Annotated in this window: 12 protein-coding genes; 6 read left to right on the top strand and 6 right to left on the bottom strand. The window is 66.4% G+C overall.

Annotated features, from left to right (window positions below; translation table 11 throughout):
* Position 1: 1 nt before the first annotated feature.
* Positions 2-406: a 30S ribosomal protein S16 gene (gene rpsP / locus E3T43_RS01685; RefSeq protein WP_134442443.1), complete on the bottom strand. Its 405-nt coding sequence runs from the start codon at positions 404-406 to the stop codon at positions 2-4.
* Positions 407-609: 203 nt separating this feature from the next.
* Here rpsP and E3T43_RS01680 point away from each other — a divergent pair, with 203 nt between their 5' ends.
* Positions 610-1,746, top strand: coding sequence for a glutamate--cysteine ligase (locus E3T43_RS01680; protein ID WP_134471095.1), 1,137 nt, complete (start codon positions 610-612; stop codon positions 1,744-1,746).
* Positions 1,747-1,928: 182 nt separating this feature from the next.
* On the opposite strand, the gene E3T43_RS01675 is transcribed toward E3T43_RS01680, so the two are convergent.
* The 3 genes from E3T43_RS01675 to E3T43_RS01665 form a co-directional block, all read right to left on the bottom strand.
* Complete coding sequence (locus E3T43_RS01675; RefSeq protein WP_134442447.1) at positions 1,929-2,717, bottom strand: LLM class F420-dependent oxidoreductase; 789 nt, start codon at positions 2,715-2,717, stop codon at positions 1,929-1,931.
* A gap of 315 nt (positions 2,718-3,032) precedes the next feature.
* Positions 3,033-4,622 carry a signal recognition particle protein gene (gene ffh, locus E3T43_RS01670; protein WP_134471094.1) on the bottom strand — a complete coding sequence of 530 codons (1,590 nt, stop codon included), beginning with the start codon at positions 4,620-4,622 and terminating at the stop codon, positions 3,033-3,035.
* Between the two features lie 79 nt (positions 4,623-4,701).
* Positions 4,702-5,298, bottom strand: coding sequence for a TetR family transcriptional regulator (locus tag E3T43_RS01665; protein WP_134471093.1), 597 nt, complete (start codon positions 5,296-5,298; stop codon positions 4,702-4,704).
* 62 nt (positions 5,299-5,360) lie between these two features.
* On the opposite strand from E3T43_RS01665, the gene E3T43_RS01660 reads away from it, so the two are divergent.
* The gene (locus E3T43_RS01660) at positions 5,361-6,857 is read left to right on the top strand and encodes an MFS transporter (protein WP_134471092.1); all 1,497 of its coding nucleotides are present in this window, start codon (positions 5,361-5,363) and stop codon (positions 6,855-6,857) included.
* A gap of 217 nt (positions 6,858-7,074) precedes the next feature.
* Here E3T43_RS01660 and E3T43_RS01655 read toward each other — a convergent pair whose 3' ends face one another.
* Both E3T43_RS01655 and ftsY read right to left on the bottom strand, forming a co-directional pair.
* Entirely contained in the window at positions 7,075-7,578 is a 504-nt protein-coding gene (locus E3T43_RS01655) for a DUF2004 domain-containing protein (RefSeq protein ID WP_134442455.1), read from the bottom strand.
* Positions 7,579-7,600: 22 nt separating this feature from the next.
* Positions 7,601-8,476 carry a signal recognition particle-docking protein FtsY gene (gene ftsY, locus E3T43_RS01650; protein WP_104132582.1) on the bottom strand — a complete coding sequence of 292 codons (876 nt, stop codon included), beginning with the start codon at positions 8,474-8,476 and terminating at the stop codon, positions 7,601-7,603.
* Between the two features lie 321 nt (positions 8,477-8,797).
* Between ftsY and E3T43_RS01645 the strand changes: the two genes are divergently transcribed.
* The 4 genes from E3T43_RS01645 to E3T43_RS01630 are packed head-to-tail and all read left to right on the top strand — an operon-like array spanning position 8,798 to position 13,270.
* Positions 8,798-10,534: a nitrite/sulfite reductase gene (locus tag E3T43_RS01645; RefSeq protein ID WP_092449417.1), complete on the top strand. Its 1,737-nt coding sequence runs from the start codon at positions 8,798-8,800 to the stop codon at positions 10,532-10,534.
* A complete protein-coding gene (locus E3T43_RS01640) occupies positions 10,531-11,316 on the top strand; it encodes a phosphoadenylyl-sulfate reductase (protein ID WP_134471091.1) in 786 nt (261 codons plus the stop codon). Before E3T43_RS01645 ends, E3T43_RS01640 begins: the two co-directional genes overlap by 4 nt.
* Positions 11,313-12,224, top strand: coding sequence for a sulfate adenylyltransferase subunit CysD (gene cysD, locus E3T43_RS01635; protein ID WP_241978761.1), 912 nt, complete (start codon positions 11,313-11,315; stop codon positions 12,222-12,224). Before E3T43_RS01640 ends, cysD begins: the two co-directional genes overlap by 4 nt.
* A complete protein-coding gene (locus E3T43_RS01630) occupies positions 12,224-13,270 on the top strand; it encodes an ABC transporter substrate-binding protein (RefSeq protein WP_134471089.1) in 1,047 nt (348 codons plus the stop codon). The genes cysD and E3T43_RS01630 overlap by 1 nt, the downstream gene beginning before the upstream one ends.
* Positions 13,271-13,272 lie beyond the last annotated feature (2 nt).

The raw sequence follows: 13,272 nt of genomic DNA, 5'->3' as shown, positions 1-13,272 counted from the left end.
GTTACGCCTCTTCGGTTGCTTCGGCAGCAACCTCGGGGGCCTTGGCGACCGGCTTCTCGGCCTTGGGCTTGAGAACCGGCTTCTTCTTCTCGTCAGCGACGAAAGCGACCTTCGGTTCCTTCACCTTGACGGTGTTCTTAGCGTTCTTGTCGCCCTTGAAGATGCCCCAGTCGCCCGTGAGCTTGAGGAGTGCAGCAACCTGCTCGGTCGGCTGAGCGCCGACGCTCAGCCAGTACTGCGCACGCTCGGACTTGACCTCGATGACCGAGGGCTCCTCCGTGGGGTGGTAGATGCCGATTTCTTCGATGACACGACCGTCGCGCTTGGTGCGCGCGTCGGCGACGACAATGCGGTAGTACGGTGCACGGATCTTGCCCATGCGCTTCAGACGGATTTTGACAGCCACAATTCTCCAGTGTTAATTCGTTGTTTGGCGAACCTTGGGCCGTGAGCGTGGGGGCACACTCGGCATAAGCTCTATAGGATCACGTTGCACCGAGATAGAGGGTCGGGCACAACGGATCGCGACTAATCATTCTGTCAGAGATTGCGGGCATTGTGATAATCGAACCTCAACGACTTTTACCGGCCCACCCAAGGAGCCCCCCCGTGCCACTGGAATTCGCCCGATCTGCCCGATCCACCGTGGGCATCGAGTGGGAGGTCGCCCTCGTCGACCGCTCGACCGGCGATTTGGTCAATATCGCCGACGAAGTGCTCGACGCCCTGCGCGGCCCCGACGGCTCGGCCCACCCAACGATCACCGGCGAGCTGCTGCTCAATACGGTCGAGCTGGTTTCGGGCGTGCACACCACCGTAGGCGGTGCGGTAGCGGATGTCGCCGGCCAGCTCGGCGAGGTGCGCCGCGTGCTTTCGGGACGCGAGGTCGACCTGATCTGCAGCGGATCGCATCCGTTTGCGCAGTGGTTCGACCAGACCGTCACCGACAAAGCCCGCTATCACAAGCTCATCGACCGCACCCAGTGGTGGGGCCGCAATATGATGATCTGGGGAATCCACGTGCACGTCGGCATCGAGGACAAGGCCAAGGTCATTCCGATCATGAACGGCCTGCTCACCTACGTGCCACACCTGCAGGCGCTGAGCGCGTCGAGCCCGTTCTGGGCCGGCGTCGACACCGGCTATGCCAGCAACCGTTCGCTCATGTTCCAGCAGCTGCCGACCGCCGGACTGCCCTGGGACCTGCCCGATTGGGAAGCCTGGGAGCGCTACGTCGACGACATGGCCGTGACCGGCATCATCGAGGACGTCACCGAGGTGCGCTGGGATATTCGCCCGTCGCCGCGCTGGGGCACGATCGAGATTCGAGTCTGCGACGGCGTCTCGACGGCCGTGGAGCTCGGCGCGATCGCCGCGTTCATCCAGTGCCTGGTCGAGTGGATGTCCACCAGCCTCGACGCGGGGGAAGACGTTCCGCGCATGCAGCCGTGGTTCGTGCGCGAGAACAAGTGGCGGGCCGCCCGCTACGGGCTCGACGCCGAGATCATCCTCGATGCTGCGGGCGCCGAATGCCTGGTAACGGATGATGTGCGTCGCCTCATCGAGATCCTCTCCCCCGTCGCCGAGCGGCTCGGCTGTCTGCCGGAGCTGCTCGGACTGCACCGCATCATCGATGAGGGCGGCAGCTACCAGCGGCAGCTCGCCGTCGCGGCCGCGCATGACGGCAGCCTGCCGGCGGTGGTGGCGGCGCTCAGCCACGAGCTCGCGGAGGGGCTCGGGAGCTAGCGCGTTGGCTGCACGCGCGCCCAAGCCGTGCGGTCGCCACGCCCCGGTTCGCTGCACGGGCGCCCCTTCGTGGCTCGCGCGCAGCGCACACCAGCAGCGCGAGCCGCACCAGCCGCACCAGCAGCGCGAGCAACGCGAGCCGCACGAGCAGCGCGGGGCCGCGCCAGCAGCATCCGCTCGGGTCAGGCGTTCTTGCTGTCGCGCCAGGCCAGCCAGTCGGCGGCCTGGCCGAGGTCGTAGTCGGGGCCGGAGATTCCTACGGTGAACAGGCGCGTGCCGAGGTCGTAGAGCGCATCGGCGTCGTCCACCGTGCGGCCGCGCAGCTCGGTGGAGATCTCGATCTCACTCAGGTCGCGGCCGACCTCGTCGCACCAGGCGCCGAGCACGCCGAGCTTGTGCTCGAGCACCTCGGGGTTGGAGAACGAGTGCCAGATATCGGCGTGCTGGGCGACGATGCGCAGGGTTTTCTTTTCGCCGCCACCGCCGATGAGCACCGGGATGTCGCGGGTGGGCGGCGGGTTGAGCCTGGCCCAGCGGGCCTCGATGCGGCCGAGGCTGGTATCGAGGGCGTTCAGCCGAGTGCCGGGAGTGCCGAACTCGTAGCCGTATTCCTGATAGTCGCGCTCGAACCAGCCCGCGCCGGTGCCGAAGATGAAGCGACCGCCGCTGATGTGGTCGATCGTGCGCGCCATGTCAGCCTGCAGGTCGGCGTTCCGGTAGCTGTTGCAGTTGACCAGGGCGCCGAACTGAATGGTCGTGGTCTGCTCGGCCCAGGCGGCGAGGATGGTCCACGACTCGAAGTGCAGACCATCGGGCTCGCCCGTGAGCGGAAAGAAGTGGTCCCAGTTGAAGGCGATGTCGGCGCCGAGCGCCTCCACTTCGGTGAGGGTGTCGCGAATCTTGGAGTACTGGGCGTGCTGCGGGGCAATCTGCACACCGATGCGCACGTTGTGGTTCGTCGTCGAAGTCATGCGTCCAGCCTAGGACTGCCCACGGTTCGTGCCCCGGCGCCCAGGCCCCCAGGCCCCCAGCGCCGACCGAAGGCCACTGCACGCGCACAACTCCTGCAATTTTTTCGGCGAGCACCGCGGATCCCAGTAATTTGCCGGGAACGGCCTTCTGGCACTCACGATTTGCAGGAGTTGCGCGCGGTCCACGGGCTCAGCGAGAAGATTGGGCCCACGTTCTGCGACCGGGCCCGGGCCCGGAAACTGGGCCCATGATCCATCAAGGGCCCGCTTCCGTAAGGTGGGCCCGGCCCACCAAAGGCTTTCCCCAAACGGATGCTACCGGCCGAGCATTTTCTGCAGCGCGGCCATTTCCTCTTCGGTGGGACCGCCGGCCTTGCCCTTGCCTGGCTGGGCGCCGGAGCCGAGGCCGAAACCGGAGCCGGCGGCATCCGCTTTGGAAGACTCCCCGGCAGGCTTGACGCCCGAGGCAATCGCGGCGTTCTCGGCAGCGCGCTTGGCTGGGTTGCCCGACTTGGAGCCCTTCTTCTTGGCCACCTGCTTGGGCTTGCCGCCGTAGCCGGCACCGGGAATGGGGCCCATGCCGGGGATATTGGGCATGCCACCCTTGGCGACCGTCTTCATCATCTTGGCGGCCTGTTCGAAGCGCTGCACAAGCTGGTTCACCTCGGTGACGGTCATGCCCGAACCCTTCGCGATGCGCATGCGGCGCGATCCGTTGAGCAGTTTCGGGGTGGTGCGTTCAAGCTTGGTCATCGACTGGATGATGGCCTCGGTGCGCACGATCTCGCGCTCGTCGAAGTTCTCGAGCTGCGCCTTCATGGCGCCGGCGCCGGGCAGCATGCTCATCATCTTCTTGATCGAACCCATGTTGCGCAGCTGCTGCATCTGGCCGAGGAAGTCGTCGAGGGTGAAGGAGTCGGTCGCGAACTTCTCGGCGACCTTGCGGGCCTCGTCTTCGTCGAACGCACCCTGCGCCTGCTCGATCAGGGTGAGGATGTCACCAAGGTCGAGGATGCGGCCGGCCATGCGGTCCGGGTGGAACGGTTCGAAGTCGTCGAGTCCTTCACCGGTCGAGGCGAACATGATCGGGCGTCCGGTGAGCGAAGCGACCGACAGGGCGGCGCCACCGCGGGCGTCACCGTCGAGCTTGGTGAGCACGACGCCGGTGAAGTCGACGCCGTCCTGGAAGGCCTTCGCCGTGGCGACGGCATCCTGGCCGATCATGGCGTCGATGACGAAGAGCACCTCGTCTGGATCGATCGCCTTGCGAATGTTGGCGGCCTGCTTCATGAGCTCAGCGTCGACGCCCAGACGTCCGGCGGTGTCCACGATGACGACGTCGTGAACCTTCTGCAGGGCGTACTTCACGCCGTCGCGGGCGACCTTGACCGGGTCGCCGACACCGTTTCCGGGCTCGGGCGCGTAGACGGCGACACCGGCCTGTTTAGCGACGACCTCGAGCTGGGTGACCGCGTTGGGGCGCTGTAGGTCGGCGGCGACGAGCAGCGGGGTGTGGCCGTCTTTGGCCAGCCACTTCGCGAGCTTGCCGGCGAGGGTGGTCTTACCGGCACCCTGCAGGCCCGCGAGCATGATGATGGTCGGCGGCTTCTTGGCGAATTCCAGCCGGCGCTGCTGGCCGCCGAGAATCGTAATGAGCTCGTCGTTGACGATCTGCACAACCTGCTGGGCCGGGTTCAGCGCCTTGCTGACCTCGTCGCCCAGGGCGCGTTCGCGCACCTTGCCGGTGAAATCCTTGACGACCTCGAGGGCGACGTCGGCGTCGAGCAGGGCGCGACGGATCTCACGAACGGTGCCGTCGACATCCGCTGCGCTGAGCTTGCCCTTGGTGCGGAGGTTTTTGAACGTCTCGGCAAGACGATCTGAGAGGTTTCCAAAAGTTGCCATGATGCGTTTAGTTTAACCGGTGGCCGCTGCTACTTCGAAACGGATGCTGAGGCGCGGTTCCGTCAAATTCGGGCGAGCGTCAGTTCTGCGCCGCCACACTCGGTGCAATCAGCCGCTCGACCGCACGAACGACGTTGGCTCGGCGAACCGCGATTGCCGTCACGTCCGGAGGGCCGCCGTGCGCGAGCGCCGCCCCGGGCTCGTGTACCCAGGCCGAGGCGATGCCGAAGATGAGTGTCATGAGCTGAGCCGGTTGCCAGGAAGCATCGACCCGACCGGCTGTCTGTGCCAGACGGATGCGCCGCACCTGTTCGTCCCGATAGCCCAGCATGACGTCGAGGGCCGGCAGCCAGGTACCGTCGGTCTCGAGGCGGGCCCAGTCGATCATGCGCAGGTGGTCGCCGTGCTCGACGGCGTGGTCGAACAACGCCCCGGCGAAGGCCGGCACATCGTTGTCGGTGAGCACGGCGTCGCTTGCGAACTCGCGCAGGTTGAGCTCCAACACCTCGAGAAATAGCTGCTGCTTGTCGGAGTAGTAGGCGTAGAGGCGTTCCTTGCTCGTCGCGGCGCTCTTGGCGATGCGGTCGATGCGGGCCCCGGCTAGTCCGTAGGCGGCGAATTCGGTGCGCGCCGCCTCGAGAATGCGGGTCTGGGGGTCTGCTCCGTCGCGTGCCATGTTTTGACTCTAGTTCACAAAAACGAACTAGTTCGTTCGGTTTGCACGATAGAGTCACTGTTATGCCCGGTATCAGCACAAATCAGTCCAGTTCTGCCCCGCCCGCGTCGGCGGCGACCGCGCCCCACCCACGAAAGTGGTTGCTGCTGGCCATCGTGGCGCTCGCCCAGCTCACCGTCGTACTCGACGGAACCATCGTGAACATCGCGCTCCCCCAGGCACAGACCGCGCTCGGCATGAGCGACGGCGAGCGCACCTGGGTCGTCACGCTGTACTCGCTTGTCTTCGGCGCGCTGCTACTGCTCGGCGGGCGTATTGCCGACTTCTGGGGCCGCAAACGCTCCTTCATCGTGGGCATGGCCGGGTTCGCCATTGCCTCGGCCCTCGGCGGCGCCGCCCAGAGCACCTGGGAGCTACTCGCCGCCCGCGGCCTGCAGGGCCTGTTCGCCGCGCTCCTCGCGCCGGCCTCGCTCGCCCTGCTCACGGTCAACTTTCCCGGCGGCAAGGACCGCATCAAAGCCTTCGCCGTCTACGGCGCGATCGCCGGCGGCGGCGCGGCGGTCGGCCTCATCCTCGGCGGCGTGCTCACCGAGTATGCGAGCTGGCGGTGGTGCCTCTACGTGAACGTGCCGATCGCCATCGTGGCGATTGCGGCCGCCATCCCGGTGATTCGGGAGAGCAAGGCGCAAGGAAACACCCGATATGACGTGCCGGGGACTATTCTCGTGGCACTCGGCCTCGGATCCCTGGTATTCGGCTTCGCGCAGGCCGAGAATGGCTGGGCCAGCTGGCCCGTGCTCGTCTGCCTCCCACTCGGACTGGTGTTGCTCGTGCTGTTCGTGCTGGTGGAAAAGCGGTCGAATCATCCGCTGCTGCCGTTGCGCATTATGGCCAACAAGGTACGCGGCGGAGCTTTCCTCACGGCGCTGCTGTCGGGCGCTGGACTGCTCGGAGGGCTCCTCTTTCTCACCCTGTACTTTCAAATCGTGCTGGGCTACACCCCGATTCAGTCCGGTCTGGCTTCCCTGCCGATGACCGCGACGATCATGATCGGTGCTGGCGTCCTGTCGAAGTTTCTGGCGCGTACCGGCGTGCAGATTCCGATGACCGTCGGACCGATCGTCGGCGCGGCCGGGCTGCTCTGGATGACTCAGATCACGGTGAGCGGCAACTATGCGCTCGAGGTGCTGCCGGGGCTCATCCTGCTCGGGCTCGGCCTCGCGATGATCTTCGTGCCGCTGCAGAACGTGGCGCTGTCGGGAATCGCCGAGCATGATGCCGGTGCGGCGAGCGCTGCGGTGACGGCGATGCAGCAGATCGGCGGATCGCTTGGAACCGCCCTGTTCACCGCGCTGTACACCGCTGCGGTGAGCTCATACCTGATCGGTAAGGTTCCCGCCGAAGCCGTTCAGTTGGGCGCTCTCGTGAGCGGATACCAGTCCGCCTTCCTGTGGGCGGCCATCATTATCTTCGCGGCGGGGCCCATCGCCTTCTTCCTGGTGCGCCCGCGCAAGGAAGACCTGCTCGGCGCGGGGCAGGCCGCACAACACCTCGGGTAGCCCGGTTCGGGGCTGCCAGCGCTCACCCGGGCCCACCTTAAGGAAGGGGGCCCACGATAGATCATGGGCCCGGTTTCCGGGCCCGGGCCCGGAAAGAAAGAGGGTGCCTGCCTCAGGGCGGTACCCAGGGGCTCCGGACTGCTGCCTGGGCCCACCTTAAGGAAGCGGGCCCACGATACATCATGGGCCCGGTTTCCGGGCCCGGGCCCGGTCGAAGTTAGCTGTCCAGGGCTACCTGGACAGTGTCGCCGTGCACGTCGATTGTCACGACGAGCAGGCCGTCGGTGTCGTCGGGGCTGATGGCGTATTCGAGCACCGCGAAGTGCGCTTCGCTGCCGGCGCGGTGCGGGTGAAAGCCGATGCGCTGCAGGCGCAGCGAACGCAGGAAGTCAATCTGCTGGTCACCGGAATCCCAGATGATGGCGTTTTCGATCGCTTCCTGGTCCATTTCGTCGAGCTGCTCGGCGATGTATTGGCTAGTCACGGAGACCTCGGCCGACAGATCGGCGACGAGGGATTCCCTCACCTGGGAGTCGAGGTCCTCCATCGACCCGATCATGGCCGCGGCGATATCGAGCGCTTCGGCGGTGACCGAATCTTCGTCGGGCGAGCTGAGGTCGATCTCGACGCTCTGGTCTCCGAGCTCAGCCGACTCCGACCAGTACACCTCGCCCTCGTCTTCGTCGCCGAGAATTCCGAAGAAATCGTGTTCGATGCTCATAGTGCTCCTCTTAAATTCTTCATCAGCCGACGAGTTTTTGTGCGAACACGTGCGGGGTGAAACCGGTGAGGTCGTTGATGCCCTCACCCTGCCCAACCAGCTTGATCGGAATGCCGGTCTTTTCCTGCACGGCGAGCACGAAGCCGCCACGCGCTGAGCCGTCAAGTTTGGTCAGCACGAGACCGGTCACCCCGGCGTGCTCGATGAACGCCTCGGCCTGGGCAAGCCCGTTCTGACCAGTCGTGGCGTCGAGCACGAGCAGCACCTCGGCGATCGGTCCCTGCTTTTCGACGACCCGGCGAATCTTGGTCAGCTCGTCCATCAGTCCGCCCTTGGTCTGCAACCGCCCGGCGGTGTCGATGAGCACGATCTCGATGCCCTCGTTCTTCGCCTTCTCCACGGTCTGAAAGGCGACGGAGGCCGGATCCTGGCCGGTCATCTGCGGCTTCACGATCTGCGCCCCGGCTCGTTCGGCCCAGGTCGCCAGCTGCTCGACCGCCCCCGCCCGAAAAGTGTCGGCCGCGCCGATCACGACGCTGCGACCGTAGGTCTGCAGAAACTTGGCGAATTTGCCGATCGTGGTGGTCTTGCCGACGCCATTGACGCCGACGACGAGCACGATGGCGGGCCGTTCGGAGAGGGTCAGGGTGGAGTCGAGAACGGACAGCCGCTCTTCAATTCCTTCGCGCAGCATCCGCTGTAAATCGGCCGGGTCGGTCGTGTTGTACTTGGCGACCTTGGCACGCAGGTCGGCGATGACCGACTCGGTGATATTCGGGCCGAAATCGGCCTGCAGCAGGGCGTCCTCGAGGTCGTCCCAGGTCTGTGCGTCGATGGTCTTCTTCGTGAACATTCCGCGCAGTGCGCCGGAGAGGGACCAGGGGGTGCGTTCAGCCATGTCCCTAGCCTACGGGGGCGCCGCCGCCTTGCGCGCGGCGAGCGGCAACAGCTTGTCCCCGTGGCCGCAACGACCGGTGAGCGGCACCATCCAAGCGGATGTCCGCGACACCACTCAGGCGCCGCCGTCATCCACTGCCCGGAAGGCGCGCCGAGTACCCGGCGGCCTGTGTGACGCTGCGTGACAGTGTGTGACAGCACGTGACCCGCGGCTGCGACATTGCACCGTGGTCGCAGTAGCGTTGGCGGGGTCGCTCCGATCGAAATCATTGGAGCGGCGCCGCAAACCGAGGGAGCCGACGTGCCGAACGAAACCGAGACGGTGCCCACCGTCACGACGGGGGCCGAGAACGCTCCGGCGGCAGCCACCAAGCTGGCAGCAGCCCGCTCGCCGCGGCCATCCACCCGTCCGAACGGCCAGTGGAAGATCGACGGTACCGAACCGCTCAACGGCAACGAGGTCTGGAAGCAGGTCGACAACGGCCTCGCCGTGCGCGGCCGCATCGAGCAGATCTATTCCAAGCAGGGCTTCGACTCGATCGACGGCACCGACCTGCACGGCCGTTTTCGCTGGTGGGGCCTCTACACCCAGCGCAAGCCCGGCATCGACGGCGGCAAGACCGCCACCCTGGAGCCGGAAGAGCTCGAAGACCGCTACTTCATGCTGCGGGTGCGCATCGACGGCGGCCAGCTCACGACCGAACAGGCCCGCGTGATCGGTGAGGTGTCCCGCGACTTCGGCCGCGACACCGCCGACCTGACCGACCGCCAGAACATTCAGCTGCACTGGATCCAGATCGAGGACATGCCCGAAATCTGGCGCCGCCTCGAAGCCGTCGGCCTCGAAACCACCCAGGCCTGCGGCGACGTGCCGCGCGTGTTCCTCGGCTCCCCCGTGGCCGGCATCGCCGCCGACGAACTCATCGACCCGACCGAGTCGATCAACGAGCTTGCCCGCAAATATCTCGGCACCGACGAATTCGCCAACCTGCCGCGCAAGTTCAAGACCGCCATCACCGGTCACCCCAGCCAGGACGTCGTGCACGAGATCAACGACATCGGCCTCGTGGCCGTGGAGCACCCCGAACTCGGCATCGGCTACGACCTCTGGGTCGGCGGCGCGCTCAGCACCACCCCGCGTCTGGCCGAACGGCTCGGAGCCTTCGTCGCTCCCGACCAGGTGTCCGAGGTTTGGCGCGGCGTCGTCTCCATCTTTCGGGACTACGGCTACCGCCGCCTGCGCGGCAAGGCCCGCCTCAAGTTTCTGCTCGCCGAGTGGGGCACCGACAAGTTCCGTCGTATTCTCGAAGACGAATATCTCGGTTACACCCTGCCCGACGGCCCCGCCGCACCGCGCCCGAAGACGCAGGGCGACCACATCGGTGTGCACAAGCAGAAGGACGGCCGCTTCTACATCGGGCTGGCCCCCTTCGTCGGTCGTATCTCCGGTCAGACCCTGACCCGGGTCGCCGACCTGCTCGAAGCCCACGGTTCGAGCCGACTGCGCACCACGCCGCACCAGAAGCTCGTCGTGCTCGACATCGCCGAAGAACACGTCGAACCCCTGATCGCGGCCCTCGACGAGATCGGGCTGTCGGCCCGCCCGAGCCTGTTCCGCCGCTCGACCATCGCCTGCACCGGCATTGAATTCTGCAAGCTCGCCATCGTCGAGACCAAGCAGACGGCAACGGATGCCATCCTCGAGCTGGAGAAACGGCTCGCCGGAATCGATGCCCCGCACCCGATCAGCCTGCACGTGAACGGATGCCCCAACTCCTGCGCCCGCATTCAGACTGCGGACATCGGGCTCAAGGGCCAGCTGCTGCCCGACGGCAACGGCGGGTCCACCCCCGGCTTCCAGGTGCACCTCGGCGGCGGCCTGGTCTCCGCTGACCGTGACGAGGCCGGCCTCGGCCGTACCGTGCGCGGCCTCAAGGTAACCGCCGAGAACCTCGCCGACTATGTCGAGAGCCTCGTGCTGCGTTTTCTGGCCGCCCGCACCGACGACGAAACCTTTGCCCAGTGGGCGCACCGCGCCGACGAGGAGGACCTCAAATGAGCGCCATCAATCTGAACGCGGTCAAACAGGCCGCGGCATCCGTTGCCCGTGACCTGCCACCGCGCCGACCGGCCGCCGAACTGCAGGCCCTCGCCGAAGCTGGCTCAGCCGAATTCGAAGCGGCCGCAGCAGCCAACGGCCGCGAGGCCACCGCTGCGGACGTCGTGGCCTGGGTCGCCCGTAATTTCGGCGCAGATTCCGTGGCCGTCGCCTGCTCCATGGCCGACGCGGTGCTCCCCGAGATCGTGTCGAAGCAACTGCCCGGCGTCGACGTACTCTTTCTCGATACCGGCTACCACTTCGCCGAAACCTACGAGACCCGCGACGCTGTCGCCGCCGCCCTGCCGGTAACGGTGGTCGACGTGCTTCCGCTCACGACAGTTCCGGAGCAGGATGCCGCGCACGGCGCCGAACTGTTCGCCCGCGACCCCAACTCCTGCTGCGCCATGCGCAAGGTGGAACCGCTACAGCGTTCGCTCGGCGGCTATGAACTGTGGTTCACCGGTGTGCGCCGCGACGAAGCCCCTACCCGCGCCAACACGCCCCTGGTCACCTGGGACGAACGCAATGGCCTGGTCAAGGTCAACCCGGTCGCCGCCTGGAGCTACGACGAACTGATGGATTACGCCACCGAGAATCACGTGCCGGTGAACGTACTCCTGTCGCAGGGCTACCCCTCCATCGGCTGTGCCCCGTGCACCCAGCCCGTCGCGGCGGGAGCCGATCCCCGTTCCGGCCGTTGGGCCACCCTCGAGAAGACAGAATGCGGGCTCCACCTATGACTACCACGACGGCACACCGCCTTTCCGAACTCGACGTGCTCGAGAGCGAAGCCATCCACATTATTCGTGAGGTCGTCGCCGAGTTCGAGCGGCCCGTGCTCATGTTCAGCGGCGGCAAGGACTCCGTCGTGGTACTGCACCTCGCCGCGAAGGCCTTTTGGCCGGGCAAGATTCCCTTCTCGCTGCTGCACGTGGACACCGGCCACAACTTCCCCGAGGTGCTGGAGTTTCGCGACAAGACCGTCGCCGCGCACGGGGTACGCCTCACGGTCGCCAAGGTCGAGGATTACGTCGCCGACGGACGTCTCGCCGAACGCGCCGACGGCACCCGCAACCCGCTGCAGACCCTCCCGCTGCTCGACGCGATCGCCGCCGGCCGGCACGACGCTGTCTTCGGTGGCGCCCGCCGCGACGAAGACAAAGCCCGCGCCAAGGAACGCATCCTCTCCCTGCGCGACGAATTCGGCCAGTGGGACCCGCGCAACCAGCGCCCCGAACTGTGGAACCTCTACAACGGCCGCCACACCGTCGGCCAGCACGTGCGCGCCTTCCCGATCAGCAACTGGACCGAACTCAACGTCTGGCGCTACATCGAACGCGAAAACATCGAGCTGCCCCCGCTTTACTACGCCCACGAGCGTGAGGTCTACCGCCGCGACAATATGTGGCGCTCGGTCAGCCCGGTCAGCCTGCCCCGCGCCGACGAAATCGTCGAAACACGCACGGTGCGCTACCGCACGGTGGGTGATATGAGCTGCACCGGTGCGGTCGACTCGACCGCGGCATCCGTCGCCGATGTCGTGCGCGAAGTGGGCGTTTCCACCATCACCGAACGAGGCGCAACCCGCGCCGACGACCGCATTTCAGAGGCCGCCATGGAAGACCGCAAAAAGGAAGGATACTTCTGATGCGCGCCCCCATCTCCGCGGTCGGCGTCGCCCTGGCCGTGACGGTGCTGCTGAGCGGATGCTCCGGCGCGGCCTCCGCCACCGGGCCGGTCCAGGAAATCCGACTCGGCTACTTCGACAACCTCACCCATGCCCCGGCCCTGGTCGGCATCGAGCAGGGATTCTTCGCCGACGCCCTCGGCGAGACGACCCTGACCGCCCAGGCTTTCGGCGCCGGTCCGGCCGCGATCGAGGCGCTCAGCGCCGGTGCTATCGATGCCGCCTACGTCGGTCCGAGCCCGGCCGTCAACACGTTTGTTCAGAGCAAGGGGCAGAGCGCGGTGATCGTGGCGGGTGCCACAATCGGCGGCGCCGCCCTCGTCGTGCGCGACGGCATCGACTCCCCCGCCGACCTCGCCGGCACGACTCTCGCCTCCCCGCAGCTCGGCAACACGCAGGACGTTGCCCTCCGCTCCTGGCTCGAGGACGAGGGTTACGAGACCAGCACGACCGGTGGCGGCGACGTGACGGTCACCCCGACCGACAACGCCCGCGCGCTCACCCTGCTGCAGAGTGGGCAGATCGACGGCGCCTGGCTGCCCGAACCCTGGGTCTCTCGGCTGGTGCTCGAAGCGGATGCTCACGTGCTCGTCGAAGAATCATCCCGGTGGCCGAACGGCGAATTCGCCACGACCGTGCTGCTTGTCGGTGCTGATTTCAATCGCGACCACCCGGAAACGGTGCGGGCGCTGCTCGAGGGACACACGGCATCCATTGCCTGGCTGAACGAGCATCCGGCCGAGGCGGCCGGTGTGATCAACGCGAAGCTGACCGCCGACACCGGCAAGCCGCTCGCCGACGCGGTCATCGAACGCGCATTGGTCGGCCTGCACTTCACCAATGACCCCCTGGCCGGCACTTTTCCGGTCTCGCTGAGACGAGCAGTCTCTGCCGGCCTCGCAAAAGACGGCGAACTCAATGGCTTGTTTGACCTGACCCAGCTCAACGGCGTTCTCGCCGCAGCGCAAGGCGCGCCTGTTTCGGCCGCCGGACTCGGAACGGAGTAATC

The sequence above is a fragment of the Cryobacterium sp. Hh7 genome (assembly GCF_004403155.1).
In the GTDB taxonomy this organism is placed as follows: domain Bacteria; phylum Actinomycetota; class Actinomycetes; order Actinomycetales; family Microbacteriaceae; genus Cryobacterium; species Cryobacterium levicorallinum.
This window is presented reverse-complemented; position numbering and strand designations above follow the sequence as displayed.

Bases quoted from the DNA above. Each gene is read 5' to 3' on its own strand.
- E3T43_RS01675 (WP_134442447.1), bottom strand. From the start codon at position 2,717: ATGACTTCGACGACGAACCACAACGTGCGCATCGGTGTGCAGATTGCC.
- ffh (WP_134471094.1), bottom strand. From the start codon at position 4,622: ATGGCAACTTTTGGAAACCTCTCAGATCGTCTTGCCGAGACGTTCAAA.
- E3T43_RS01665 (WP_134471093.1), bottom strand. From the start codon at position 5,298: ATGGCACGCGACGGAGCAGACCCCCAGACCCGCATTCTCGAGGCGGCG.
- E3T43_RS01660 (WP_134471092.1), top strand. From the start codon at position 5,361: ATGCCCGGTATCAGCACAAATCAGTCCAGTTCTGCCCCGCCCGCGTCG.
- E3T43_RS01655 (WP_134442455.1), bottom strand. From the start codon at position 7,578: ATGAGCATCGAACACGATTTCTTCGGAATTCTCGGCGACGAAGACGAG.
- ftsY (WP_104132582.1), bottom strand. From the start codon at position 8,476: ATGGCTGAACGCACCCCCTGGTCCCTCTCCGGCGCACTGCGCGGAATG.
- E3T43_RS01640 (WP_134471091.1), top strand. From the start codon at position 10,531: ATGAGCGCCATCAATCTGAACGCGGTCAAACAGGCCGCGGCATCCGTT.
- cysD (WP_241978761.1), top strand. From the start codon at position 11,313: ATGACTACCACGACGGCACACCGCCTTTCCGAACTCGACGTGCTCGAG.
- E3T43_RS01630 (WP_134471089.1), top strand. From the start codon at position 12,224: ATGCGCGCCCCCATCTCCGCGGTCGGCGTCGCCCTGGCCGTGACGGTG.